The sequence below is a fragment of the Massilia rhizosphaerae genome, from assembly GCF_016093545.1.
GTDB classification, from domain to species: Bacteria; Pseudomonadota; Gammaproteobacteria; order Burkholderiales; family Burkholderiaceae_D; genus Telluria; species Telluria rhizosphaerae.
Map to the genome: position 1 here is coordinate 96,651 of NZ_JADKYX010000012.1, position 24,115 is coordinate 120,765.

General features: G+C 66.1%; 23 protein-coding genes and 1 pseudogene. 11 read left to right on the forward strand and 13 right to left on the reverse strand.

Going from position 1 to position 24,115, the window contains the following annotated elements:
- Window positions 1-75: 75 nt before the first annotated feature.
- Window positions 76-423: a hypothetical protein gene (locus ISF28_RS18020; protein WP_198118561.1), complete on the reverse strand. Its 348-nt coding sequence runs from the start codon at window positions 421-423 to the stop codon at window positions 76-78.
- Between the two features lie 221 nt (window positions 424-644).
- On the opposite strand from ISF28_RS18020, the gene ISF28_RS18025 reads away from it, so the two are divergent.
- Together ISF28_RS18025 and ISF28_RS18030 are read left to right on the forward strand one after the other, a co-directional pair.
- On the forward strand, window positions 645-1,232 hold the full coding sequence (locus ISF28_RS18025) for a C39 family peptidase (protein WP_198118562.1): 588 nt from the start codon (window positions 645-647) through the stop codon (window positions 1,230-1,232).
- Between the two features lie 61 nt (window positions 1,233-1,293).
- Window positions 1,294-1,854, forward strand: a complete 561-nt coding sequence (locus tag ISF28_RS18030; protein WP_198118563.1) for a hypothetical protein — start codon at window positions 1,294-1,296, stop codon at window positions 1,852-1,854.
- A gap of 3 nt (window positions 1,855-1,857) precedes the next feature.
- Here the strand turns inward: ISF28_RS18030 and ISF28_RS18035 are convergent, their stop codons facing one another.
- The 6 genes from ISF28_RS18035 to ISF28_RS18060 all read right to left on the reverse strand — a co-directional run bounded on the left by ISF28_RS18035 (window position 1,858) and on the right by ISF28_RS18060 (window position 9,134).
- Window positions 1,858-3,234 carry a beta-barrel domain-containing protein gene (locus ISF28_RS18035; RefSeq protein ID WP_198118564.1) on the reverse strand — a complete coding sequence of 459 codons (1,377 nt, stop codon included), beginning with the start codon at window positions 3,232-3,234 and terminating at the stop codon, window positions 1,858-1,860.
- Window positions 3,218-4,798: an FHA domain-containing protein gene (locus ISF28_RS18040; protein ID WP_198118565.1), complete on the reverse strand. Its 1,581-nt coding sequence runs from the start codon at window positions 4,796-4,798 to the stop codon at window positions 3,218-3,220. Before ISF28_RS18040 ends, ISF28_RS18035 begins: the two co-directional genes overlap by 17 nt.
- Window positions 4,788-6,185, reverse strand: a complete 1,398-nt coding sequence (locus tag ISF28_RS18045) for an efflux transporter outer membrane subunit (protein ID WP_198118566.1) — start codon at window positions 6,183-6,185, stop codon at window positions 4,788-4,790. Before ISF28_RS18045 ends, ISF28_RS18040 begins: the two co-directional genes overlap by 11 nt.
- Window positions 6,182-8,170, reverse strand: coding sequence for an HD domain-containing phosphohydrolase (locus tag ISF28_RS18050; RefSeq protein WP_370663460.1), 1,989 nt, complete (start codon window positions 8,168-8,170; stop codon window positions 6,182-6,184). The genes ISF28_RS18045 and ISF28_RS18050 overlap by 4 nt, the downstream gene beginning before the upstream one ends.
- Window positions 8,171-8,251: 81 nt before the next feature.
- Window positions 8,252-8,680: a DUF4399 domain-containing protein gene (locus tag ISF28_RS18055; protein ID WP_198118567.1), complete on the reverse strand. Its 429-nt coding sequence runs from the start codon at window positions 8,678-8,680 to the stop codon at window positions 8,252-8,254.
- 34 nt (window positions 8,681-8,714) lie between these two features.
- Window positions 8,715-9,134 (reverse strand): DUF4399 domain-containing protein, encoded by a 420-nt coding sequence (locus tag ISF28_RS18060; protein ID WP_370663461.1) that lies wholly within the window; start codon window positions 9,132-9,134, stop codon window positions 8,715-8,717.
- Between the two features lie 150 nt (window positions 9,135-9,284).
- Here ISF28_RS18060 and ISF28_RS18065 point away from each other — a divergent pair, with 150 nt between their 5' ends.
- Window positions 9,285-10,418, forward strand: coding sequence for a formylglycine-generating enzyme family protein (locus ISF28_RS18065; protein ID WP_198118568.1), 1,134 nt, complete (start codon window positions 9,285-9,287; stop codon window positions 10,416-10,418).
- Between the two features lie 17 nt (window positions 10,419-10,435).
- On the opposite strand, the gene ISF28_RS18070 is transcribed toward ISF28_RS18065, so the two are convergent.
- Window positions 10,436-12,457 carry a serine/threonine protein kinase gene (locus tag ISF28_RS18070; RefSeq protein WP_198118569.1) on the reverse strand — a complete coding sequence of 674 codons (2,022 nt, stop codon included), beginning with the start codon at window positions 12,455-12,457 and terminating at the stop codon, window positions 10,436-10,438.
- A 237-nt stretch (window positions 12,458-12,694) separates the two neighbouring features.
- Here ISF28_RS18070 and ISF28_RS18075 point away from each other — a divergent pair, with 237 nt between their 5' ends.
- The 7 genes from ISF28_RS18075 to ISF28_RS18105 all read left to right on the forward strand — a co-directional run bounded on the left by ISF28_RS18075 (window position 12,695) and on the right by ISF28_RS18105 (window position 15,553).
- A complete protein-coding gene (locus ISF28_RS18075) occupies window positions 12,695-12,979 on the forward strand; it encodes a hypothetical protein (protein ID WP_198118570.1) in 285 nt (94 codons plus the stop codon).
- 70 nt (window positions 12,980-13,049) lie between these two features.
- On the forward strand, window positions 13,050-13,241 hold the full coding sequence (locus ISF28_RS18080; protein WP_198118571.1) for a hypothetical protein: 192 nt from the start codon (window positions 13,050-13,052) through the stop codon (window positions 13,239-13,241).
- Window positions 13,242-13,501: 260 nt separating this feature from the next.
- The gene (locus tag ISF28_RS18085) at window positions 13,502-13,801 is read left to right on the forward strand and encodes a hypothetical protein (RefSeq protein ID WP_198118572.1); all 300 of its coding nucleotides are present in this window, start codon (window positions 13,502-13,504) and stop codon (window positions 13,799-13,801) included.
- 28 nt (window positions 13,802-13,829) lie between these two features.
- Window positions 13,830-14,087, forward strand: coding sequence for a hypothetical protein (locus ISF28_RS18090; protein ID WP_198118573.1), 258 nt, complete (start codon window positions 13,830-13,832; stop codon window positions 14,085-14,087).
- A gap of 34 nt (window positions 14,088-14,121) precedes the next feature.
- Window positions 14,122-14,403 carry a hypothetical protein gene (locus ISF28_RS18095; protein ID WP_198118574.1) on the forward strand — a complete coding sequence of 94 codons (282 nt, stop codon included), beginning with the start codon at window positions 14,122-14,124 and terminating at the stop codon, window positions 14,401-14,403.
- 98 nt (window positions 14,404-14,501) lie between these two features.
- The gene (locus ISF28_RS18100) at window positions 14,502-14,786 is read left to right on the forward strand and encodes a hypothetical protein (RefSeq protein WP_198118575.1); all 285 of its coding nucleotides are present in this window, start codon (window positions 14,502-14,504) and stop codon (window positions 14,784-14,786) included.
- Window positions 14,786-15,553, forward strand: coding sequence for a PP2C family protein-serine/threonine phosphatase (locus ISF28_RS18105; RefSeq protein WP_198118576.1), 768 nt, complete (start codon window positions 14,786-14,788; stop codon window positions 15,551-15,553). The genes ISF28_RS18100 and ISF28_RS18105 overlap by 1 nt, the downstream gene beginning before the upstream one ends.
- A gap of 308 nt (window positions 15,554-15,861) precedes the next feature.
- Here ISF28_RS18105 and ISF28_RS18110 read toward each other — a convergent pair.
- Window positions 15,862-16,704, reverse strand: a pseudogene (locus tag ISF28_RS18110) (class I SAM-dependent methyltransferase); the annotation flags it as partial.
- Window positions 16,705-16,732: 28 nt separating this feature from the next.
- Complete coding sequence (locus tag ISF28_RS18115; protein WP_198118577.1) at window positions 16,733-17,626, reverse strand: NAD(P)/FAD-dependent oxidoreductase; 894 nt, start codon at window positions 17,624-17,626, stop codon at window positions 16,733-16,735.
- Between the two features lie 165 nt (window positions 17,627-17,791).
- Here ISF28_RS18115 and ISF28_RS18120 point away from each other — a divergent pair, with 165 nt between their 5' ends.
- A complete protein-coding gene (locus tag ISF28_RS18120; protein ID WP_198118578.1) occupies window positions 17,792-18,445 on the forward strand; it encodes a TetR/AcrR family transcriptional regulator in 654 nt (217 codons plus the stop codon).
- A gap of 178 nt (window positions 18,446-18,623) precedes the next feature.
- Here the strand turns inward: ISF28_RS18120 and ISF28_RS18125 are convergent, their stop codons facing one another.
- The 3 genes from ISF28_RS18125 to ISF28_RS18135 are packed head-to-tail and all read right to left on the reverse strand — an operon-like array spanning window position 18,624 to window position 23,731.
- Entirely contained in the window at window positions 18,624-19,895 is a 1,272-nt protein-coding gene (locus tag ISF28_RS18125; RefSeq protein WP_198118579.1) for a sigma-54 interaction domain-containing protein, read from the reverse strand.
- A complete protein-coding gene (locus tag ISF28_RS18130; protein WP_198118580.1) occupies window positions 19,892-22,951 on the reverse strand; it encodes a peptidase domain-containing ABC transporter in 3,060 nt (1,019 codons plus the stop codon). Before ISF28_RS18130 ends, ISF28_RS18125 begins: the two co-directional genes overlap by 4 nt.
- A gap of 15 nt (window positions 22,952-22,966) precedes the next feature.
- A complete protein-coding gene (locus ISF28_RS18135) occupies window positions 22,967-23,731 on the reverse strand; it encodes a peptidylprolyl isomerase (protein ID WP_198118581.1) in 765 nt (254 codons plus the stop codon).
- Between the last annotated feature and the right edge of the window lie 384 nt (window positions 23,732-24,115).

Sequence of the window (24,115 nt, forward strand, 5' to 3'; positions counted from 1 at the left end):
GCTCCTGAAAATGGTCGATTCAGGCGCGCGGAGATTGCAAGGCATCAAGCCTGCGAAGGATAAGCCGCGCGCGGGTCAGGCGGCGGCGGACCATTTCGGCCGTTCGGGACGGCCGGCGGGCGGGGCGGTGAGAAACGGCGGGAAAAACGCGGCGTTGACCGCATGCCGGCGAACGACCGGGACGACGACGAATGGTGCCGGCAGGCAGGCCGTGTGCGCAAACGTGCAGGCCGCGCAATGCGGATCGGCAGCGGAGGCGCCGTCGTCGTCGGCCACGAACACGGGTTCGGCATGCGCCGCGCCGGCCGCGACGCTGTGGTGGGTCACGCCATCCGGCGTCATCGCGCAGCATTTGTCCGCCACGGCCAGGGCGACCTGGAATGGATAGACCAGCAGCAGGATGATGAGGATCAGGCGACGCATGGACGCGATGATACCGCATGTGCGCTTGCACCGGTTTTCTCGATCAGAAATATTAAGCAATTGAAATTAAATTCGGCTAAATGAGCAACCTCAATAGATCACGGGAATAAGGTTGGGTTCGCCATCGTTCTGCATATACCTTTAGCTGGAGGGTTTATTTACGCCGCCGTCGCGCTGAATAATTCCCGATATTAATTGCTGATTTGCTGGAGGTCACTGCAATGAAAAGCGCACATATTCTCTGCGGACTTTTTGCATTAGGAACTTTATCCGCTTGTTGCAATCCACCGCTGGTGGCCACGATCGACGTCCCGAAATTGCCGCAGCAAGCATCGAATTGGTGCTGGGCAGCAAGTGGCCAGATGACCATGCGTTTCCTGGGCCGCGATGTGGCCCAATGCGTGCAGGCCAATAATCGCTTCGGCCTCACGACGTGCTGCGTCAATAATGGCGGCAGCTGCAATAACGGCGGTTGGCCGGAATACGAGAAATACAATTTTTCGGCCGATCAGACTTCCGACACCGCCCTCACGTTCAGCCAGCTCAAATCGCAGATTTATTGCAGAAAGAAACCGGTCGCCTTCAGTTGGCATTGGCCCGGCGGCGGCGGTCACATGATGGTCGTAAAAGGTTATTTCACCGTGAATGGCGTCCAATGGGTGGACGTCAACGATCCCGAACCTTATACGAATCTGGATACGCTGGTCGGCGGCACCGAAACCCTCATGACGTATGCCGACTACGTCAGCAAAGCCGGTGACCATACCCACTGGAACGACTATTACAACATCACGTACAAAGGTGACTAACATGCGCACACTTCCTTTCGCGTCGATCGTTTTAATGGCCTGCTTGCTGGGCGGATGCCAAATGAGCCAACCCCGCCCCAGCAACAACGAAACGACCGCCGCCCAGCACGGGCTGGCCACGCTCAGGCAGGTCGTCAATGCCGGCAACTATGCGGCGCTGGGTTTCAATTCGGTCGACGAAGTGCGCCAGGCCACGCTCGGCGAACCGCTGCAGGTGTACCGGGTCCGGCTCGACGCCCTGCGCGCCTTTACCGGGCAGACGAATCCGGAAACGCTGCTCGTCGATATCCGGCGCAACCTGTTCCCGGTCATGGTCGGCGACCGCGTGGCCACGTCGATCTTCGTGCTCGGATCGCGCCAGGGCTGGCGCGCGTCCGAACTGGGCAATGCGGCCGTGGCGCGGCTCGTCAGCCGCTATCGCCACGGCGCCGGCGATTTCGTCGTGCACGTGCCCGCGATGAAGGCATATTTCGTCGCCAACCGGGTCGAAGGCAAGCTCATGCTGACGCCCGTCATGGACGATCCGCGCACGAAGCTGCGGGCGGGAGAGACCTTGCCGGCGGAGGTCGTCTTCCTGCAGCTGAAGGCGGCCTCCGAGGGCTATAACGGTCTCCCGCAGTAGCGGTCACCCGCCGATCTGGCGGAACGGATCGAAGGCGAGGTCGATCAGGCGGCGCTTGCGCACGACGATTTCCGCGCTTGCCGTCATGCCGTAGCGCAGCGGGTACGACGTGTCGCCCACCGTGTAGTGGTCGCGGTCGAGGGCGACGCGGCCTTCGTAGACGGGTAATCGCGTCTGCGGCGAGGCGCGGGTCGCCGGCGCGATGGTCTGCAGGGTGCCGTGCAGGATGCCGTAGCGCTGGTAGGGAAAGGCATTGAACTTGAGTTGCACCGGCAAGCCCTCGCGCAGGAAGGCGCGATCCTGCTCGGCGATCTCGATCTTGACGATGGGCCGCGTGTTCTTGGGCACGATGCCGCCCAGCGGCGTGTTGGCCTGGATCTTGTCGCCGGGCTGGGTCGACGTCACCTCGGTGATCACGCCGTCCACGGGCGCGAGGATGCGCAGGAAGTTATCCTTGTCGATGTTCTCGAACTGGATGCGCGACGCGGCGTCCGCCACCAATCGCGCCGTCTGCACCTGCAATCTCAACTTTTCCTCGACGTTGGTCGCCTCGCGCGTCGCGGCTTCGTATTGCAGACGCAGGCTGGCCAGTTGCTGGCCGCTCGTTTCCAGCTGCGACTGGGCCTCGGTGGTTTCCTGGCCCTGGCGCGCGGCGAGTTCGTTCACGCGCGATTCGGCCACGCGCACCGCGTTCTCGGCCGCCTGCAGCGCATTCTTCTTGCCCTCGACCTGCAATTGCGAGACCCCGCCGCCGCCGGGCAGCGCGAACAGGCGCTCGTACTTGGCCGCCTCGTCGCGCGCCGCATCGCGGGCGCGGCGCGCGTCCGCGAGGTTCGTCCGCGCTTCCTGCGACTGCGCGCGCTGCCCCGCGGCGAGGCGGCTCGTGCCTTCGGCCAGGCGGCGCGCGTGCTGGCGTTCCTCCGTGTCCATCGCATCCTTGAGCGCGGCCACGCGCTGGTCGAGCAGCGCCTTCTTTTGCGGGAACTCCTTCCATTCGCGCTCGGCATCCTCCAGCTTGAGGCGCGCCTCGAGCGCGTTGCGCGCGGCCTCGATGGCGCCGCGCGCGTACAGCCGCGCCACCACGTCGCCCTTGAGCACCGGCTGGCCCTCGGCGATGTAGATGTTCGCCAGTTCGCCGTCGATCGGCGCGTACAGGCGCCGCACTTCGGACGCCGGCACGAGCGTGCCCGGCGCCATGACGAGCACGTCGGCGCGGCCGAAGAACGACCACGCCAGGCCCACGAGCACCAGCGCCACCATCACGTAGATGGCCAGGTGCGTGAAGCGCGCGGGGGCGGCCGTCAGGATGCCGATGCCCTCGTCGCTGTGGTCCTCCAGTGCGCCGATCAGCGGCCGCACGGGTTTATGCGTCGTTGCCATTGCCGCCTCCCGCCAGCGCCAGCTTGCGCAGGTCGCTGGCCGCTTGCGCATACGTGTCGCGGAACGCCGGCACATAGGCCGAGATGGTCGCGAACGCGCGCTGGTGCGCCGCTTGATCGTCCTGCCATTGCCGCACGATCCGCCGCACGCGCGCCCCGTCGGCCGGATTGCGCACGGGCGCATCGGCGCCGCCGCGCGCGTGGGCGAATTGCTCGACGCCGCCGACCCAGGCGATTTCCGCCACGAGCGGCTGCGCGTCGGCATTGTTGCGGCTGAGGTGACGCATGCGCGCCACGGCCTGCGCCGCGCGGTCGAAGCGGCGCGCCTTGACGTCGGCCATCCATTGCGGCAGTTCGGCTTTCATCAACGCTTCCGTGCCCAGCGACTTGACGTCGGCATTGTCCGGGTCGCGCGCGAGGCGGTCGTCGGCCAGCCGGGCGGCGCCGGTAAAGTCGCCGCTGTCGACCAGGCCCTGCAACGCCCGCTCCGGCGCGCCGGACACATGAAACAACAGCACGGCCGCCACCACGAGCGCCGCCGGCACGGCCAGCCAGCGGCGCAAGCGCGCCTGGTCGGCGTCGCCGGCGGCGCCCAGCGCTTCCAGCAGGGCCGCCGCCATCCGCGCCGCCTTGCCGCGCGCGTCCGCCGGCGGCTCGGCGCCGGCGGGGTGCGCCGCCGCGGCGGGATTCACCTCGTCTTCCTGGGCGGCCGCGTGGTCGTCGGCGCAAAAGATGTCGAGGAAGGAACCGGCGGAGGCGACGAACGTCGTATGGTCGGCGTCGGCCGCGGCGACGGCACCCGCGGTCGGGAACGAGACCCGGGTGACGGTCGGCTCGGGCCCGGCCGGCTCCCATTGCAGGCGCACGCGATAGACGAAGTGGTGGCCGCCGAACGCGAGCACGTCGCCCTCCTCGAGCGCATGCGCATGTTCGTCGAGCCGGATCGCGCCGATGAACGTGCCGTTGGTGCTGCCCAGGTCTTCCACGTACGGCACACCGCCCTTGAGGAACAGGTGGGCATGGCGGCGCGACAGATAACCCACCTGGTGCGGTTCCTTGTCCTTGTAGCGGGAGAACGCATCGTCGACCTTGCTGATCAGGAAGGGGAAACTCGTGACGACGATGGGTTCCAGCCCGAGTTCCGGCCGCTCCGGTTCGAGCACGAGGCTGGCGAGCCGCGCGGCCGGCGCGGACGCGGGCGGCGCCGGCTGCAGGCGCACGCGATAGGCCAGCACGCGGGCCAGGCCGACCTCGTCGCCGTCGTGCAGCCGCACGATCGTTTGCCGCACCGCCACGCCGTTGACGGTGGTGCCGTTCTTGCTGCCCAGGTCCGCCAGGTAGGCGTCGCCGCCCTCGACGAAGATGCGCGCGTGGCGGCGCGACAGGTCGGCGACGACGTCGGGCGGATAGCCGGCGAACGGCGGCTCGGTGCGGCCGATGGCGAACAGGCCGTCGTCGATGGCGACCGGCCCGAGCTCGGGATGGTTCAGCGGTTCGAGCACGATCCCGACGCGTGGCGAGGGCGGCGCCTGCATCTTGCTCACCAGGGCGTCGTCAGGGGCCATCGGCGGCCACCTCCACCGGCGGCCAGCCGCCGCCCAGCGCCTTGTACAAGGTCACCGTGTCGGACAGGATCTGCTGGCGGTTGGCGAGCAGCGCCAGTTGCGCGCCCAGCAGCGAACGCTCCGTCTCGAACACTTCCAGCTGCGACGCCACGCCTTCCTTGCGCTGCGCATCCGTGGTCTCTGCCACCAGGCGCAGCTGGTCGACCTGCTGCTGCAGCTCGGCGCGCTGCTTCTTGTGCGCCTCCAGGTTCACCAGCGCGTTTTCCACGTCCTCGAACGCGGCCATGACGGTCTGGCGGTAAGACTGCTCGGCCACCTTCGTTTGCGCCTCGGACGTTTTCACGTGCGCCTTCACGCCCGGATCCAAAATGGGGAAATTAATGCTGGGCAGCAGCCCGAACGTGAACGATTTCAGCAGCGACGACAGCGCGAAGCTGGACGTGCCGCCCCGCCCCGTCAGGCTGATCGACGGCAGTTGCGCCAGCTTGGCCTGCCCGGTCAGGTCGTACGCTTCCAGCACGCGGTACTCGGCCGCCACGACGTCGGGCCGGCGCTTGAGCAGTTGCGACGGCAGGCCGGCCGGCACTTCCGGCACGCTCACCCGCTCCTGCAGGCGGCCGGCCGGCAGCTGGAAATCGCCGGCCGGCACGCCGATCAAGGTGGCCAGCGCATTGCCGGCCAGCGCGCGCAGGCGCTGCAATTCGATCAGGTCCGTGGACAGGCGGTTGACCTCGGCCGATTGCTGCAGCACGCGCGTCTGCGGGATGAGCCCGTTCTGCGCCATCGCCTGGTAGGTCGCCAGGATGTCGCGGTTCCTGGCCAGCGTCTGCCGCTGCTGCTCGATCTGCTCGTCGAACTGCAGGATCTCGAAATATGTCGTCGACACGTCCGACACGAGTTTCAGATAGCCGGCGCGCCAGTCGGCCTCCGTGGCCGCGAATTCGGCCTTCTGCGCCTGCACGCCCTTTTCGACCTTGCCCCAGATGTCGATGTCCCAGTTGGTCTGCGTGGCGAGATTGAATTGCTTGGTGAACGGTTGCCCGGTGACTTTTTCGAAGCTCGCGCCCGCGCCCGCGTCGAGGGTCGGCAGCGCGCCGGCCCGCGCCTCTCCGATCTGGGTATTGGCCACGCCGATACGCGCGGCGAGCACGGCCAAGTCGAAATTGCCGGCGAGGGCGCGGTTCACGAGCTGGTCGAGGGTAGGGTCGCGAAATTCGTGCCACCAGTCGGGGACGATCAGCTCCGTCTTGGACAACGGCAGCGTGGCCGAGTTCGCCCACGCCGTCTTGGCCGGCACGGACGGCTGCGCGTACGGGCGCATGCTGACGTCAGCGCAGGCGGCGAGCAGCAGGGCGGTGATCAAGCCGAGAAGACGGGCCGCCATCATCCCCCCATCCACGCGCGGGCGTCGACGAACACCTGGAACAGCCGCGCATCGATATGCCCGGCGTCGCACTCCTCGTGCATCAGGTCCAGCGCCTGTTCCACCGGCACGGCCTTCTTGTACGGCCGGTCGCCGGCCGTGAGGGCGTCATAGATGTCGCAGATCGTCAGGATGCGCGTCTGGATGCTGATCTGCGGCCCGCGCAAACCGGACGGATAGCCCGATCCATCGAGCTTTTCGTGGTGGCCGTGCGCGATCGCGGGCACGCCGGCCAGGTCGCGCGTCCACGGGATCAGGACGAGGAAGGAATACGAATCGACCACGTGTTCCTCGATCTGGCGCCGCTCCTCCGCCGTCAAACATCCTTTCGACAGGCTCAGCGCCGCGACCTCGTGCTCCTCGAGCAGATTCAGGGGCTGGCCGTCCGGGTCGTGGCAGCCGTAGTGGACGATGTCGCGCAGGTCGGGCAGGGCGCTGGTGCGCGAGATCGCGGGCTCGTTGGCGCTGCGGATCGTGGCGAGGAAGCCGTCGAGCCGGGCCGCTTCCTCCGCCAGGCGCGCGTCCGCGCTGTCCCGTTCGGCCTGGAACGTGGCCGCGCTCCAGCCTTCGTCGATGTGGCGCTGCGCCAGCGTGTGGTAGGCCTGGCGCTCCAGGCAGGCGCGCGCGTACAGAAAACGCTGTTCCAGCAGGCGCATGTCGGCATGGTGCAGCTTTTTTTCCTTGCGCAGCACGTGCTCGCGCACGCCGACCTTGCCGAAATCGTGCAGCAGCGCCGCGTAGCGGATCTCGCGCAATTGCTCGCGCGTGAAAGCGATGCGGCGCAGTTGCGGGTCCTGGGCGCGGTCGAGCGCCGTGGCCAGGCGCTCGGCATAGCTCGCCACGCGGAACGAGTGGCCGGCCGTGACGGGGTCGCGCTCCTCGATCGCCTGCACGGAGGCGCGCACGAAGCCGTCGAGCAGGCGCTCGATGTCGGAATACAGCTGGAAATTCTTGAGCGCGACGGCCGTTTCCGCGCACACGCCCGTCAGCAGTTCGAGGTCGGCCTCGTGGAAGGCGCGCGGGTCGGACGAGCTATCGACCTGGATCAGCCCCAGGACTTCATCGCCGACGATCAGCGGCGCGCACATGACGCTTCGGATGGCCTGGGCGACGATCGAATCCTGCGCCGCGAAGTGCCGATCGGCCAGCGTGTCGGCCGACAGGATGGCGCGCTTGTTGCCCAGCACCTCGTCGACGATCGTGTGCGACAGCCGCGCCTGTCCCGGGTCCTCGACCATGCCGTTGCGGTGCCGCGCCGCCACCGGCACGGGCGGATCGCGTTCGTTCTGGCGCAGCAGGATGAAGGCGCGCTCGGCCAGCGGGAACAGGTCGAAGATGAAGTTCATGATTTTTTCGGTCAGCGTCGCGCGGTCGGTGACGGCGCCCAGCGCGATGCTGACCTGGGCCATCGCATGCAGTTTCGACACCGACTTTTCCAGCTCGCCGCGGGTGGCGTCGCGCGGGTCCGCCGTGGCCGCGTACCGGGTGGCGTCGACGGATTTGCGGATCACCGTCGGGCTACTTGCAGCGCTCGGGGCGACCAGCGAACGGAACACGAGCGGCGTGGACGCGAGCACCAGTTCGTCACCGTCGCCCAGGACGCGCCACGAGCCGGGCTGCAGGCGCTCGGCGTTGACGAACGTGCCGTTCGACGAGTGCAGGTCTTCGACGGACCAGGCCTCGCCGCGGCGCCGCAGGCGCGCATGGCGGCGGCTGATCGTGTGCAACGGGATGCACACGAACTGGTCGGACGCGAGCGCATCCTGGCGGTCGCGGCCGATCACGACCTCGTCGTGCAGCGGGAACAGCTGCGGCCTGACCTCCCGGCTGCCCAGCAGCTCGAGATAGGCGCTCACCCCGCCGCCCGCCTGGGCCGGCCCGGGTGCGGCGGATATGTCCGGTGCCCGTTCCATCGCCATGCCATCCTCGAAAGCGATCACATCGACCACGTCGACCAGGTCGACCAGGTTCGTAAGATTCGTAAGACAGCGGCCCCGCGCTACAGTTCGCGGCCGCGCGCGTTCGAGCGCTCATTTGGCGATGATCGTGATTTTTTTCGATTGGACGGAAGGGTCGAAGGTGATGTGCCGGTCGTCGCCCATGACGAGCTGCAGGGTGTGCTTGCCGGGCGGGAGTTCGATCGTCGTCTCCGTCTCGCCGGCGCCGAAATGCAGGTGGTTGCGGTCGTTCGGGATCTCGACGCCCGGCCCGGGCGGATCCGTGTCGATCAGCAGGTGGTGGTGCCCCGTGTTCGGGAATTTGACGCCTTTCGGCGCCACCCCCATGTTGCGCAGGCCGAACCAGACGCGGATCGGCTTGTTCGCCGCCACCACCTGGCCGTCGTTGGGCCAGCCGATGTAAACGTAGGCATTGGGCGGCGCCGGCGTCGGCTCGGCGGCGAACGCCGGGGCGCCGGCCAGGGCGGCAACAACGAAGACGGCGGCGGATGACGTACGCATCGGAGGCTCCTGTTGTCCTGTTGGCGGTGCCGGCTCACTTGACCGTGACCGTGATCTTCTTCGAATAGACGGGCGGGTCGTGCGGGATGTGATCCTTGTCGGCCAGCAGCAATTGCAGCGTATGGGGCCCGGGCGGCAATTCGACGCGCGCCTCCGTTTCGCCGGCGCCGAAGTGCAGGTGGTTGCGGTCGTTCGGTACCGGTTCGTCCATGTTCTTGGGCAGGTCGGTGTCGATCAACAGGTGGTGATGGCCCGTCTTCGCCAGGTCCGTGCCCTTGGGCGCCACCCCCATGTTGCGCAAGCCCATGCGGACCCAGAAGGCGCCATGAACGACCATGCCGTCGCTGGGCCAGATGAAGTACACCTGCGCGTTCTCGGGCGACGGCGTGCGCGCGCACACCGGCACGGCTTGCAGGATGGCCGCAGTCGCGATCAAGACCATTGTTTTGCGCATCAATCTCTCCCGGCGGACCGGCCGCTGTTCCGGCAGCATCCGTCAATCGGAGTGCGCGGCATCTGTGGTCGCACAAACGTGTGGCCGGCACAATCGCGGCCGTCCGTGGTCTAAGCGGTTTCCTGACACTTGCGGAGGCGCCCCGTGTGGATGAGGCTCTTGATCCTGTGCATACTCGTGGGGCTGACGGCATCGGTCGGGACGGCCGTCGCGCCGGCCGGCGTGCTGCCCAAGAACAGCGCCGAACAGTTCGAGCTGGCGTTCTGGAACTCCATCAAGGACAGCAAGCAGGCCAGCGACTACGAGGCTTACCTGCAGGCCTATCCCAAGGGACGCTTCGCCGCCTTGGCGCGGGCGCGCCTCCAGCAACTGAAGGCGGCGCCGCAAGCCCAGGCGCCGCCGCAGCAGCCTGCACCGGCACCGGCACCGGCACCGGCACCGGCCAAGCCGGAGCAGGCAAAGACCGCCCCGCCACCGCGGCAGGACAAAGTGCCGGCCAAGCCGACCGAGAAGGCACGCCCGCCGCCCGCGCCCGCGGCCGCGCCCGCACCGGGTCCGGCCGGCTCCGTGGCCACGATCAAGGATTGCGATGCCTGTCCGGTGATGGTCGCGCTGTCGCCGCGGCCGTTCACGATGGGCAGCAACGACAGCGACCCGTCAGAGCGCCCCGCGCACAAGGTCGCGTTGCACACGCCATTCGCGATCGGCAAGTACGAAGTCACGGTGGGCCAGTGGCGCCAGTGCGTCCGGGCCAGCGTGTGCCCGGCCATGCCGTCGCTGGGCAATGTGCCGGACAATCTGCCGATGCGCGACGTCAGCTGGGACGAGGCCCAGCTCTACCTCAAATGGCTGAGCACGGTGAGCGGCAAGCCGTACCGGCTGCCGACCGAGGCCGAGTGGGAATACGCGGCACGCGGCGGCACCGCCACCCGCTACTGGTGGGGCGATCAAATGAAAGGCGGCAATTCCAGCTGCGAAGGCTGCGGCGAACCGTGGAACGCCGAGCATCCGCCGCCCGTCGGCAGCTTTACCGCCAACCCGTTCGGCCTGAACGACATGAACGGCAGCGTGTGGGAATGGGTGCAGGACTGCTGGCACAGCACGTACAAGGGCGCGCCGGACGACGGCAGCGCCTGGGTCGGCGGCACCTGCCAGGCGCGCGTGATCCGCGGCGGCTCGTGGCGCGAGAACGGCAGCTATATGCTGTCCACGACGCGTTTCAAGTACGACGCCAGCGTGCGCCAGTCCCAGAACGGGTTCCGGGTCGCGCGTTCGCTCGAGTGAACCGCGGCATGCACTCGCTAACGTCCGGCATGCGTCGTGATCTGCAAAAAATCCACGGCGACCGCGCCGGCGCCGTGCGCCTTGGCGATCCGCGCCAGGCGCTCGTCCAGCGCGCGCAGGTAGGCCGGCCCGCCTTCCGCATCCGGCCGCATGGTGTCGAACAGCGGGACCGGCGTGGCCACCAGCACGAGCATCTCGGTGCCGAACGGCGGGCCGATCACCCAGTTGCCGAGGCTGCCGACGGTGGCCGTGTAGCGCGGCGGCGCCAGGTTTTCGCGCGCGGACGCGTTGGGCAGCAGGTGGACGACGTGCCCGTCGAGGACGAAATAATCGACCGTCACATACGACTGGAAGTCCGGCGTGACGACGTCCACCATCAGCGTGTCGCCCGCCGTCAGGTCGCCGCCCTTGCCGCTGCCTCCATTCAGGCGCAGCGACCCGCCGCGGTGCGCCATGCGGCCAGCGACCCAGTAGGGGCCGAGGACACCCATCAGCGCGCACTTGTCGTCGCCGATCTCCTGCAGCGCCAGGTCGACGCGGCCCACGCCCGGCAGCGCCGCCACCTTCTGTTTCAGGCGCGCAGGCCCCACGCTGCGCGCGAGATAGCCTTGCACGCGCACCGCATGCCCGTCGACGGCCGGGACGAGGGCCGAACACGGCACGCCGGCCAGGACGGCGGAAACGGCCGCCAGCGTGGGCCCGGGCGCGGGAGCAGGCGGACTCTTGACGACGGCCGGAGACGGCGCCTGCGCGACCTGCCCGCCGCCGTGCCGGGGCAGCAGCAGGCGCAGCGCGACGAACACGACCAGGGCCGCGGCGGCGGCGGCCAGCACGGCCCCGGTACTGATCAATGCCTGACGCCGGCGCCGCGGCTCCCGTGCGCCGATCTCCTTGAGGAAACCGTTGACGGTGGGCGTGCGCGCCTCGCGCCGCAACGCGAGCGCATTGCGCAGCGCGCGCCATTGCCGGTGGCCGAGGCCGGGCGGACGCTGCGGACGCAGGCCGGCCTCGCGCGCCTGCAGCGCGGACATGCGGTTGAACGGATGGCGGCCCGTCAGCAATTCGTACGTGATGCAGCCGAGCGCATAGATGTCGTCGCGGGGATCGGGCTCGCGGTTTTCCAGCATCTCCGGGCTCGCATACGCGGGCGTCAACGCGCCCAGGCTGCCGGGATCGAAGACGGTCACGTCCGAATCTTCTTCCGCTTTCTGGAACACGCGCGCGATGCCGAAGTCGATGACCTTGACGCCGCCCGACTCCGTGAGAATCACATTGGCCGGCTTGAAGTCGCAGTGAACGAAGCCGCGCTCGTGCGCATACGCGAGCGCACGGCCCATGCCGCTCACGATCTTCATCGCGTCGTCGAACGGCGGCACGCGGAAATCGGGCGCGCGCAGCAACTGGCTGAGCGATTTGCCGGGCAGGTATTCCATCGTGATGTAGACCATCGCCCCGTCGCGGTCGAAGTCGTACACGGCGACGATGTTCGGATGGGCCAGCGTCTGCGCCTTGCGCGCCTCCCGTTGCAGGGCGATCAGCGACTTGGGGTGCCCCTGGAACTGCACGTTCAGCACCTTGATCGCGATGTACGGATGGCGATCCGACGCCTCCAGCTTGCGCAGATCAAGGGCCTTGTAGACGGTGCCCATGCCGCCGAAGCCGACGCACTCCTCGAGCACGAAGCGGCCGTTGAGCGTGTCGCCCACGCCCTTCATGCGCTCGACCGGCGCACCGGGCGGGGCGCCCGCGATGCCGGCCGGCTGCGTGGGCGGTTGCAGGGGCTTGGTCTGGACATAGGTTTCCTCGTCGCCGACGCGCTGTCTCTGGCGCGCCTCGATCGCCTGGGCGATGCGGCGCTCGACCTCGCCGTAGACCTCGGCCGGCAGCGGCGCGCGGCGGTGGGCGTCGTTGAGCGTCTTCAGCAGGTTCGATACGGTCTCGGGCGTATTGGCCAGCAGGCGGTCGACGCGCGCCAGCATCTCGGCTTGTCCGAGGGCGCCGCTCTGGAACTGGCGAAGGGTGTCGGCGAGGTTGTCCATGTCTATTCCTCAGACACTGGGGCGGTGTGCAAATTCACCGCACAGGCGGTGTGTTGTTCCCGGCCAAACAAGCTGTCGGCAGGTGTTGGGTTGTTCCCACCGGATGCGCCTGAAAAACCCCTGTCGATGGCGCAAAACAGGCCGAAAAGGGGCTGGCACGCTTCTCGCAAAGACTTGGGTGAGCGCGACGAAACCGGCTCACCAACCAACCCAATCATTTAGTTAAGGAGCATGACCATGAAAACCCTGACGATCAAAGACCTGGCCCTGACCTGCGACCTGGACCGCGGCGCGATGGCGCGCGTGCGTGGCGGCTACGGCAAGATGCAGCCGTCGTATTCGCTGTATCCGATGCCGTACTCCAGCCCGAGCTACACGTCGACCGTCGACGTCAACCAGAACCTGCAGCAACTGCAGAACGTGACCAACGCGACGGCCAACGGTTCGGCATTCATCAACGGCGTCACCGCGAACAACAACACGAGCCAGTTCGGCCAGAACAACGCCCTGATCGGCCACTAAGCACCGCAATCCCCGCCGGCCCGGCCATCTCGCGATGGCCGGGCTTTTACCCATTTTTCAGGAGGACATCATGGCCACCATCACCATCAAGGATTTGACCGAGAACACGGACCTGGACCGCAAGGCCATGCAGGCGATCTCGGGCGGTGCGCGCGCCCGCTCCCACGCCGGCGCGCTGCGCCCAGCAGGGACGGCGCCGGCACGGCCCCACAGCATCGTCGACTTCCGCACGGGCGCGACGCCGCCCAAGCCAGGCAAATAAACGCTATAAACCGTTTAGTTCGATATCGACGCAGCCCGGCCCGCCAGCCGGGCTTTTTGTATGCATCGCCAAATCCAGCGTTCGGCACGATCCAACAGTTTTTATGCCGCTGTTGGTCCGCACCCGCCACTTTCTTCCCCGATCCACAAGAAAGCCCGGTTTTACGGGGCTTTCGGGCCTGGCACGCATTCTGCTCATACCCTGGTGAGCGCAAATCAAACGCTCTTTCAACCCAAATCACCGACGCAAGGAGAATCGACATGAACACCCTGAACATCAAAGACCTGGCCGTGAGCTGCGAACTGGATCACAAGCAAATGGCACATGTGCGCGGCGGCCACAACGCCAGCAGCCAGAAAATGGACAGCTACAGCACGAGCAGCCCGTCGTACTCGCTGTTCCCGATGCCGTCCTACGCGACGACCGTCAATGCGACGCAGAACCTGGCCCAGGTCCAGAACGTCCTCAACGACACGGCCAACGGTTCCGCGTTCGTCAGCGGCGTCACCGCGAACAACAACACGTCGCAGTTCGGCCAGAACAACCTGCTGGTCATCTGAACCGGAACACGGAACGAAGGAGAACACCATGTCGTCGATCGTCATCCAAGACCTCGCCCGCACGCGCGCGCTGGACACGCATGCCATGTCCGCGATCCGGGGCGGCCAGGCATTCGGGCCGAACGTGAACGTGAACCTGAACCTCGACCAGCGCATCGGCCAGGTGCAGGACATCAAGGTCAACGTCCTGAACAACAACGGCGTGATCGGGTCCGGCTTCACCGCCCCCGACGTCACGTTGAGCCCGCTGCAATGGGCCGCCAACAACGCCGCCATCCCCCTGTAAAACATTTGAACATTTGACTTCAAGGAGCATCATCATGAAAACCCTGATCATCCGAGACCTGACCGTGACGTCCGAACTCGACCACCACGCCATGCGCGCCGTCCGCGGCGGCCATGGCATGACCCAGACGTCGTGGAATCCGTTGCCGCCATCGCCGACGTTCCGCTCGTCGGTGGACGCGACGCAGAGCCTGACCCAGTTGCAGAACGTCGTCAACGCGACCGCGAACGGATCGGCCTTCATCGACGGCGTGACCGTGAACAACAACACGAGCCAGTTCGGCCAGAACAATATCGCGGCGGCCGGGCACGCGTAGTAAGCAAGCCAACGGCGGAGGCCGCACCCCGGCCTCCGCCAAGGGAACCAAACCGGCAGCCGAGATGTCTGTTGAATGAGAAGAATGAGGAGATGCACATGGCGCACATCACGATCGGCGACCTCCGCTGCGAACGCACGCTCGACGCTCGCGCGCTGGCGCGCATCCGCGGCGGCGACGGTGCGGCGTGGTGCTTCGGCTGGATCCAGCCTTACGTGCCCGAATCGTTGCGCACTGCCCCGGTCATCAATTTTTACCAGATCAATAATTACGCGGACCAGATGATCAACCAGTTCCAGACGGTCAGCGTGAGCAACACGGCGCCGAACGCGGTCGTGACCGTCGGCGTGGATGAGCGGAGCACCAACAACGGACACGTCTGATGGGCGAGGCGCTTCAACTTCGCTGGACCTCGGCGGCGCGCAGCGACGTGGGGCTGGTGCGCAGCAATAACGAGGATGCCGTGCTCGACCGGCCGGCCCGCCGCATGTGGGCCGTCGCCGACGGCATGGGCGGCCATGCCTACGGAGAGATCGCGAGCCGCATGACGGTGGATGCGCTGGACGCGCTCCCCGCCGATTCGTCCCTGCAGCAAGCCGTCGCCGCCGCGCGCGCGCGCCTGCTCGAGGTGAACGACGCGCTGGTGCTTGAGGCGGCCGCCCGCAACGTCCCCGTGATCGGCACGACGCTCGTGCTGCTGCTGGCATCCGGCCGCACCGGCGTGTGCATCTGGGCGGGCGACAGCCGCATCTACCTGTGCCGCGGCGGCAGCCTGCACCAGCTCACGCGCGACCACAACCAGTTCGAGGAATTGCAAGCGAAAAGCCACCTGTCCGCCGCGGACGCCTCCACCTATCCGGGCGCCGCCATGATCACGCGCGCACTCGGCGCGGCCGCGACGCTGGAGCTGGACGAAGTGCAGGTGCAGGTCAGCGACGGCGACGTGTTCCTGCTCTGCAGCGATGGCCTGAGCAATGCGGTCAGCCTGGACGCCATGTTCGGCGCGCTGACGAGCGGCGACTGCGACCAGGCGGCCGATATGCTCATCCGGCTCGCGCTGGCCGGCGGCGGGCGAGATAATATCTCCGTCATCGTCGTGCGCGCGGATGACGTCGAGGCCGATCGGACCGTCCTCAATCCGTCCTTGTAAAGGCTTGTATCTGTAACAATACCGGTCGACGTACCGCCAGCAGATGAGCGAGCAGGCTAGCGAGAGAAAGGCCTGATGTCACCGATCCGTGGTTGACCACCTTGCGGACTCGGCTGGTGCACCGGGAGATGAGTTGCAATAAGAGACCAGAGTTCGTTGGAAATGAGTGCTTTGGCCATGGCATCGGTCCGGCTAAGAACAGGCCGTCCATGTTAACGCCAGGACCATGACTGCTACGGCTGAAAACGACCCAACGCAGTCATTCACTTGCGGTAAGCAGGACTGGGTAAGCCTCCTTTCAATCCCCGTCAGCTTCCCGGATTACGTGCCATGACGATCCACGCCGCGCCGCCGATCATCACCGACCGCTCGCCGGGGAGGTCCGCGAAGACGGCACGGACCGCGGCCGAAGCGCGGACGCGGATGCCATCGGGCTGGTCAGCGAGCGCACGCGACAGCGGGCCGACCTCGAGCGCCATCTTGACCGCGTCGTCGAGCGCAGCGTCCCGCGTCCCGCCTTCGCCGAACGGGACGGAAGCATCGAAGGGCGCGATAGCGATATGGGTGAAACCGGCTGCCGTCAGGATGCGCGCCACACGTCCCGGGTCGGCGAACGAAAATGGGCCGGGCGTTTCGGGACCGGGCGACGCGGTCGGCGGCACGATGGCCTTGATCGCGTCCATCGGTAAGCGCACCCAATCGTTCTCGGCCACGTCGCGCCAGCAGACGAAAACGACCCGCCCGCCCGGCCGGAGCGCGCGTCGCAGATGGGCAAACGCCCCTGTTGGATTATCGAAGAACATCACCCCAAAACGGGAAAACAGGATGTCGAATGCGCCTTCGGGCAGCTCGACGCTGCTGGCGTCGGCTACCTGGAACCGGACCGGCATATCCTGTGGTGCAAGCGCGCGTGCCCGGCCGATCAGCGGTTCGGATATGTCCACGCCAAGCACTTGCCCCCCTGCGCCGACGCGGGCGGTCAAAGCCAGACTCGATGCGCCCGCGCCGCAGCCGACATCCAGTATGCGCTCGCCAGCCGCCGGCGCGACGGCTTCGATCGCGGCCTGGCCGAACACCGCCACCATGGCGTCGAGCCGGGCCTGGTTAGCGACCCAGCGCTCCCCGCTTCGACCATTCCAGTCGGCGACCTGATCGCAACCGGAAAGGGAATCCCTGCTCTCAGACCAGCATCGATTGCTGGGCGAAGATGCCCGCCATCGCGCCCTGCGCCGATGCCTGGGTGACCGAGGGCAAGAAGGGCGTGGCGAGATCGCCAGCGGCGTAGATGCCTGGCATGCTGGTTTGGCGGCGCTCATCGACCTTGAGGACGATGCCGACGGGCGTATCCACCGTGGCGAGGCCCAGTGGTTCATGCAGGCTCGCGGACGGCTTATTGCGCGGCTGGGCGAACAGGATGTCGACCGCGATATTGCGGCCGGTATCGAGATTGACGGTGGTGATATGGCCCTTTTGATGGGCGATCTCGACGATCCGGCCATCGACGACAGGTATGTTGCGGCGCGCCAGATCGGCCTGGATATCGGGCGCGATGTCATGACCGTCGGCGAAGACCGTCAACTTGTCGGTCCAATCGCGGAACAGCCTGACGGACTGGTGGGACTGCGGGCCGGCCCAGACGACGCCCCAATGCTGGCCGGCGACTTCAAAGCCGTCGCAATAGGGGCAGGGCACGATGGACGTGCCCCAGCTTTCGGCAAAGCCCGGAACATTTGGCATCTGGTCGGCGACGCCATAGCTCAGGATCAGGCGACGTGCCCTTAGGGATTCGTTATCGTCAGTGACGACGCAGAAATCGTCGATTGCGCCAGACACGCTCTCGGCCCGGGCAGTGACCAGCCTGATCGTTGGGTAGCGCGCCAGTTGCTGCCGCGCCTCGGCCAGGATGTCCAGCGGCGGCTTGTGATCATGGCCGAGCAGACCGTGCGAATGGCCGGCAAAGCGGTTACGCGGCCGGCCGGTATCGAGAACGACGACCTTGCGGCGGGCACGACCGAGCTGCAGGGCGGCGGCGAGGCCGGCAAAGCTGCCGCCGATGATAATGACGTCATCCATGGCGATGGGCTCCGTGTTGTGAATGTAGGAAATCGGGCCGGGGCTGGCACGGAATATCGTCCAGCGATAGGCGCTCGAGACGGTCCTATCTTCGGCTTGCGTATTTTTTAAACTACGTGGTATCGTAATTAAAGAATTTAGATACTGTCAAGGACTATAATTGTCGTGACCAAAAAAAACAGTCAGACCCGGCGGGGCCGCCCCGCCAACGAGGCGCTTGGCCGAACCATCGTCGACGCTGCGTCCGAACTCTTTGTGGAATTGGGTTTTCAAGCGACGACATTGGACAAGGTCGCCCAGCGAGCGAAGATATCCAAACTGAGCATCTATCGGCATTTCGAGAGCAAGGAGGCACTGTTCAGCGCGGCTATCGCGGCCGGCTGCCAACAGTTGTTTGCACCTCAGTCTCTTCTTGAAGGCGTCGACGGTTCGGTCGAAGATCAACTGATGGCGGTCGGATCATTACTGCTTCGCACACTGTTGAGATCAGACGTCCGCAGTGTCGAAGCCATGGTCATGGCCGACAAGACGAATCAAAAGTCGTTAAGCAAGCTCCATTACGAAGCCGGGCCCGCTCATGTCATCGCCCAAATCGAGGCCCTATTGCGTCAGTTGCACGCAAAGGCGGTTCTGAACGTGCCCGATCCTCTCCTGTCCGCCCGCTTGTTTGCCGCACTTTTCAAAGGATCCGATCTTCTGGTTATCGCACGTTTCGATGAGGCGAGAGCAGAGGACGACAACGAAATCGAATCCTATTGCCGGTCGGCCGTCGCCATGTTCATCGCCGCGCACGGTGGCAACGACCACGCGGGCAGATAAGCATTTGATTGCTCCAGACAGCTTGGCTTGGGCACGTCTACCAACGCAAACTGAGGAGTAACGCAGGGTCGAACCTTGTATGGTCTGTGTCCGCTTTGTGCCGAACCCGGCCGTTGCAATGCCCAGGGTTATGGCCAGTATTGCTCTGCTGGCAAGTTGGCGTTTTGATAGACGTACTTTAGTGCCGCCTGAAATCCTTCGAATGCAGGCCATGCTTCTTGAGCAGGATCTGCAAGTGGGACCGGTTCATGTCCCAACGCCGCGCCAGTTCCGCGACCGTGCCGCCGACGTCCTTGAGGCCGCGCTCCAGGCAGGCACGCTCGGCCTCGTCGCTGGCGGCCCGCTTGGCTTCGGCCAGCGAGGCCGGCGGTGGCGGCGGAAGCGACGATGCGGCGGGCGCATCCTGCGCTTGCGCGGCTGCCGGACGCAGGTCTTCCGGCAAATGTGGCAAGTCCGCCGTGTCCCCGGCCAGGCAGGCCAGCCGGTACATCAGGTTGCGCAATTCGCGGATATTGCCGGGGTAGGCGTAGTCGAGCAGGAAGGCACGCAGGCGCGGCGTCATCCCGACCGGGCGCCGCTTCAACGCTTCGGCCGCTTCGTCGCCATAATATGCCAGCAGCAGCGGGATTTCGTCCTTGCGGTCGCGTAGCGGCGGCAGGGTCACGTGGATCACGCTGAGGCGATAAAACAGGTCTTCGCGAAACTGGCCCAGTTCGATCAGCTGGCGCAAATTCTTGTTCGTGGCCGCGACGATGCGGGCGTCGACGGCGATCGTCTCGTCCGAGCCGACGCGCTGGATCTCGTGCGACTGCAGCACGCGCAGCAGTTTGACTTGTCCCTGCAGCGGCAATTCTCCGATCTCGTCCAGGAAAATCGTGCCCTTGTGCGCGCTCTCGAACTTGCCCTTGCGGTCCGTCGCCGCGCCGGTGAACGCGCCGCGCTTGTGGCCGAACAGTTCCGATTCGATCAGGCTTTCCGGGATCGCGCCGCAGTTGACGGAGATATACGGCTTGTCGGCTCGCGCGCCGTTCGCGTGGATGACCTTGGCCATCAATTCCTTGCCCGTGCCGCTTTCGCCGTCGACCAGCACGGGCAGATCGGTCGGCGCCGCCTTTTCCGCGATCTCGAGCGCGTCCAGCAGGCGCGGGTTGTCGCCGAACGTGCCTTCGAACACGAAGCTGCGCGCCAGCAGCGCCGCGCGCCGCTCGCCGGGCGCCGGTTCGGGGCGCGGTGCCGCCTCGCTGCCGAGCGCCTGGATGAAACGCTCCTTGTGCGACAGCTGCATCACCTCGTCGCGCACGGCATTGGCCTGGCGCAGCAGCTTTTCGATGTCGGGCCGATCCAGGCTGTGGGCCCAGCGCAGGGTGGAGCGCAGGATTTCCAGCCGCTCCAGCAGGCCGGCGTACGACATCGACGACCCGCGCGGCAGGTCCTGGTTGAACAACTTCATGCCGCCGCCAGCTGCTTTTGCACAAGCTCGTAATACATGCCGCGCCCGGCCAGCAATTCCTCGTGCCGGCCCTGCTCGACGATGCCGCCCTCGTACAGCACGACGATCTTGTCAGCCCGCATGATCGTACTGAGCCGGTGCGCGATGATCACGGCCGTGCGCCCGGCGAGGATGTCGTGCATGTTGGCGATGATATTGCTTTCGGATTGCGTGTCGAGCGCCGACGTCGCTTCGTCGAACACGAGCAGGCGCGGGTCCTGATACAGCGCGCGGGCGATGCACAGGCGTTGCACCTGGCCGCCGGACAGCCCGACGCCGCGTTCGCCGACGACCTGCTCGTACCCGAGCGGCATCTTGCTGATGAAGGCATGCGCATCCGCCATCTTCGCGACCTGCTCGATGCGGCGCCGGTCCGGGCTTTCGTCGCCGCTGGCGATGTTCTCGGCGATGGTGCCGGAAAACAGCAGGTTGCTTTGCATGACGTAGCCGACCTGGGCCCGATAATAATCCTTGTCGATCGCCGTCATGTCGTAGCCGTCGACGAGGATCTTGCCGTCCGTGGGCGCATAAAAGCCGACCAGCAGTTTCGCCAGCGTCGTCTTGCCCGAGCCGCTGCGGCCGACGATGGCGACCAATTCTCCGCGCCGGATGTCGATGCTGATGTTTTCCAGCACATAGGCCGTGTCGTTGCCGCCGTAGCGGAAATAGACGTTCTCGAGCTTCACGTCGCCGCGCAGGTCGGGCAGCACGACGCGGCTGGCGGCCTCGCTGGGCTTTTGTTCCGGCTCGATGTCGAGCACGTCGCCGAGGCGCTCCATCGCCACGCCGGCATCGGCCAGCCGGCTCCACAGGGCGACGAGCCCCATCAACGGCGCCAGCACGCTGCCCATCAGGGCGTTGAAGGCGATCAGCTGGCCGATCGTCAGTTCGTGATCGAGCACGAGGCTGGCGCCGGCCCACAGGATGGCGATCGTCGTGGCGGCGTTGAGCAGCTGGCTTGCCAGGCCCACGAGGATGTTGAACTTCTGCGCGCGATATTGCGTGTCGAGCGCCTTGACGTATTTCTTTTCCCATTTCAGGCGCACGGGGCGCTCGCTGCCCATGCCCTTGATCGTTTCCACGCCGCCCAGCGCCTCCATCAGGAAGGCGTGCGCGTCGGTCGACGCGTTGAACACGTCGCGCGCGTACTGCTTGATGTGCGGCGTCGTCAGGATCGTCAGCGCCATGATCGGGACGACGAACGCGATCAACAGCAACGTCAGCTTGACGTTGTAGACGAACAGGATCGTGAAATAGATGAACACCATCAGCAAGTTCAGCATCGTCGTGACGGTGGACTCGGTGAGGAAGGCGCGGATCGTCTGGTTTTCCTGGAAGCGCGCGACGATATCTCCCGTTTTTCTCTTGGCGAAGAACGAGAACGGCAGCGACATCGTGTGCTTGAAGAACCCCGCCATCATCGAGAAATCGAGGTTGCGCACCATGTAGTTGGCGAGGTAGGCGCGCACGGTCGCCATCAGCTGGGAAAACACGCTCGCGATGACGAGCCCGGCGATCAGGACGTGCAGCAGGCTGACGTTCTGGTGCACGACGACGCCGTCGAGGATGTTCTGGATGATCAACGGCGGCACGATGCCGAGCATCTGGATGACGAACGTGGCGAGGAACAGGTGCAGCAGAATGGTCCGGTACGGCCGCAGATAGCCGACGAAGCGCAGCCACGGCGAGCGAAGGGCGGCTTGCGCCGCCATGTCCTGGCCGGGCGTGAAGACGAGGCACGTACCGCTCCAGCCGCGCTCGAACTCCTCGACGGACAGCTTGCGGAAACCCACCGCCGGATCCGCCATCCACACCTGGCGCGGCGAGATGCCGTACACGATCACGTAGTGGTAGCCCTCCCAGTGCACGATGAAGGGCAGGTCGAAGCCCTGCAAGGCATCGAACGTGCACTGCACGCCGCGGCTGGAAAAGCCGAGCGTCTCGCCCGCGCGCGCGAGGCTGTCCAGGGTGGCGCCCTGCGTGGTGACGTTGGCCAGCTCGCGCAGCTTGCCGAGCGTGACCTGCAAGCCGTGATGGCGGCACAGCATGGCGAGGCAGGCCGCGCCGCAATCCATCTCCTCGGCCTGTTCGACGAGGGCGAAGCGGCGGATCACGCGCTCGCCGGCCCCGGGCTGCGATTCGAGGTCGAGCCGAAGCGGGCGCTTGCGGCGTTCGGCCAGCTTTTTTTGCCGCTCGAGCTCGCGCTCGACGAAACGGATACGGTCTTCCAGCACCTCGCGCAGGCCGGCGTTGCGCTCGAGGATCGTGTGCGCCGTCTTCTCGGGAATGACGAGCAAGGTGGCGGGCGTGACGGCCACGGCCGACACCATCTGCTCCTGCCGCATCAGGCACGCCTTTTCGCCGAACGTGTCGCCCGCCTGCAACGTGGCCAGCGTGAATTCTTCTGCGCCGTCGTGATAGACCAGTTTGACCTGGCCCTGGCGCAGCACGTATAAACGGTGGTCGTCGCGCGCGTTCTGCTTGAGGATTTCCTTGCCGGCCGGGACGCGCTTGGCGCCCACGCTGCGCACGACCTCTTCCAGTTCCTCCTTGCCGACCTTGCCCCGCAAATCGAACAGGCGCGCCACGAGGCCGCCGGCGGAACCGATCGCGACATAGCTCGTGACGAAATCCAGCGCCTGCGGATTGTGCGCCAGCACCGGCTCGATGGCCGCGCGCGGGATAAGCCACAGCTCCGTCTTGAGCGACGCGCGCGCCGACAATTCGTGGTGCGCGTCGCGCAACATGGCGATGTCGCCGAACGTCTCGCCGGTTTTACGCACGCCGATGCTGAGCTCCTTGCCGTGCTCGTCGGAGAACACGCGCACGGAACCGGATTTCACGACGTACAGGCCCTCGGCCGGGTCGCCCGTCTTGCAGATGGTGTCGCCGAACGCGTAATGGCGCACCTGCACCGCTTCGGCCAGCCGTTCCAGTTCGTCGCGCCCGAGCGGGGACAGGATCTCGACCGACGACAGGAAGTCGGCGGGCGACTGCACGGCGGACGACGTCTCCATGATGCCTGGGCGGGCTCAGCGCGCCGGACACGCTTCGATTACGTGCTCCTGCGCGCGCGCCATCAGCCACTCTTCGCGCAGCAGGCGCCGCACCTCGGCGGCCGTGTCGGCATCGAGCGTGGCCGGGTGTTTCGCGTTGACGCAAAAGATTTCGTAGCACGCGCCGTCGGGCGCTGGAAACGGCCCGAGCAGTTCTCCCGGCCGCGCATTGAAGACCCGCGCCTCGACGTCGCCCTTGAGCGAGCCGCGCAAGACCTTGCCGATGACGCCGCCCTGCTGGCGCGTGCCCTCGTCGATCGAATGCTCGCGCGCCATCTCGCCGAACAGCTCCGGTTCCTCCTGCAGCACGGACATCATCTCGCGCGCCGCGCCCTCGGAATCGAGCACGACATGGCTGACCTCCACGCTGTCGAAGCGCGGCGAATTCAGCTTGAAATACTGCGTGACGGCCGCCGCGCTGCAGACCTGTTCCAGCATCTTGTCCTGGTACAGGCTGTCCGTAATGTAGGCCTCGAATTCGTCGAGGGAGACGCCGAGCGCGTCGAGGTAGTGATTGGTGTCGGCCGCGCGATGCAGGCCCAGCGCGCGGCGGAATTCGTCGGCGCGTTCCTGGATCTGTTCGGGTGCGAGCACGAGGCCCGCCTGCCGGGCGGCGCGCGCCGTGAGCCGGTCGCGCACCATCTGCTCGACGAGCCCCTCGAACTGCCCGCCCAGCTTGAGCGTGCGGATGAAGTCGTCCGTCGTGATCACCTCGTCGTCGATGCGCACGATGCCTGTCATGGTGTCGCTCCTGCCGCCGGGTATGGTCCGGTGCCCGTGTTAGAGCGTGCGGCGGGGTGAAGGTTCACCGCGCGACCGGTGTGACGCCCGGCGCGATGTTACAGAAATACAACAAGTCATCACACAGCGCTGCCGCGCCCTTCCCGTGTTGCAGTTCCTCCTCGGTAGCGGCAGAAATTAACGTAACACTTAGTAAATTTCATTTCCCCATTTGCACGTTTTTGCACTTGCGGCTCCCACCGCCGAAATGGCATCATAAACCATAAAAATGTCTGTTATATATAAAATACTATAGCGCCGCAGTGTGCAGGGATCGTGATGACGATCCCTTTCTGCCGGCGCCTGGATTTGCACGCCAGGTATCCGTATCCCGCTACCAGTCGA

Bases quoted from the DNA above. Each gene is read 5' to 3' on its own strand.
- ISF28_RS18130 (WP_198118580.1), bottom strand. From the start codon at position 22,951: ATGGAGACGTCGTCCGCCGTGCAGTCGCCCGCCGACTTCCTGTCGTCG.
- ISF28_RS18095 (WP_198118574.1), top strand. From the start codon at position 14,122: ATGAAAACCCTGATCATCCGAGACCTGACCGTGACGTCCGAACTCGAC.
- ISF28_RS18080 (WP_198118571.1), top strand. From the start codon at position 13,050: ATGGCCACCATCACCATCAAGGATTTGACCGAGAACACGGACCTGGAC.
- ISF28_RS18115 (WP_198118577.1), bottom strand. From the start codon at position 17,626: ATGGATGACGTCATTATCATCGGCGGCAGCTTTGCCGGCCTCGCCGCC.
- ISF28_RS18060 (WP_370663461.1), bottom strand. From the start codon at position 9,134: ATGCGCAAAACAATGGTCTTGATCGCGACTGCGGCCATCCTGCAAGCC.
- ISF28_RS18135 (WP_198118581.1), bottom strand. From the start codon at position 23,731: ATGACAGGCATCGTGCGCATCGACGACGAGGTGATCACGACGGACGAC.
- ISF28_RS18070 (WP_198118569.1), bottom strand. From the start codon at position 12,457: ATGGACAACCTCGCCGACACCCTTCGCCAGTTCCAGAGCGGCGCCCTC.
- ISF28_RS18055 (WP_198118567.1), bottom strand. From the start codon at position 8,680: ATGCGTACGTCATCCGCCGCCGTCTTCGTTGTTGCCGCCCTGGCCGGC.
- ISF28_RS18030 (WP_198118563.1), top strand. From the start codon at position 1,294: ATGAGCCAACCCCGCCCCAGCAACAACGAAACGACCGCCGCCCAGCAC.
- ISF28_RS18035 (WP_198118564.1), bottom strand. From the start codon at position 3,234: ATGGCAACGACGCATAAACCCGTGCGGCCGCTGATCGGCGCACTGGAG.
- ISF28_RS18100 (WP_198118575.1), top strand. From the start codon at position 14,502: ATGGCGCACATCACGATCGGCGACCTCCGCTGCGAACGCACGCTCGAC.
- ISF28_RS18065 (WP_198118568.1), top strand. From the start codon at position 9,285: ATGAGGCTCTTGATCCTGTGCATACTCGTGGGGCTGACGGCATCGGTC.
- ISF28_RS18020 (WP_198118561.1), bottom strand. From the start codon at position 423: ATGCGTCGCCTGATCCTCATCATCCTGCTGCTGGTCTATCCATTCCAG.
- ISF28_RS18125 (WP_198118579.1), bottom strand. From the start codon at position 19,895: ATGAAGTTGTTCAACCAGGACCTGCCGCGCGGGTCGTCGATGTCGTAC.
- ISF28_RS18045 (WP_198118566.1), bottom strand. From the start codon at position 6,185: ATGATGGCGGCCCGTCTTCTCGGCTTGATCACCGCCCTGCTGCTCGCC.
- ISF28_RS18105 (WP_198118576.1), top strand. From the start codon at position 14,786: ATGGGCGAGGCGCTTCAACTTCGCTGGACCTCGGCGGCGCGCAGCGAC.
- ISF28_RS18075 (WP_198118570.1), top strand. From the start codon at position 12,695: ATGAAAACCCTGACGATCAAAGACCTGGCCCTGACCTGCGACCTGGAC.
- ISF28_RS18025 (WP_198118562.1), top strand. From the start codon at position 645: ATGAAAAGCGCACATATTCTCTGCGGACTTTTTGCATTAGGAACTTTA.
- ISF28_RS18090 (WP_198118573.1), top strand. From the start codon at position 13,830: ATGTCGTCGATCGTCATCCAAGACCTCGCCCGCACGCGCGCGCTGGAC.
- ISF28_RS18085 (WP_198118572.1), top strand. From the start codon at position 13,502: ATGAACACCCTGAACATCAAAGACCTGGCCGTGAGCTGCGAACTGGAT.
- ISF28_RS18040 (WP_198118565.1), bottom strand. From the start codon at position 4,798: ATGGCCCCTGACGACGCCCTGGTGAGCAAGATGCAGGCGCCGCCCTCG.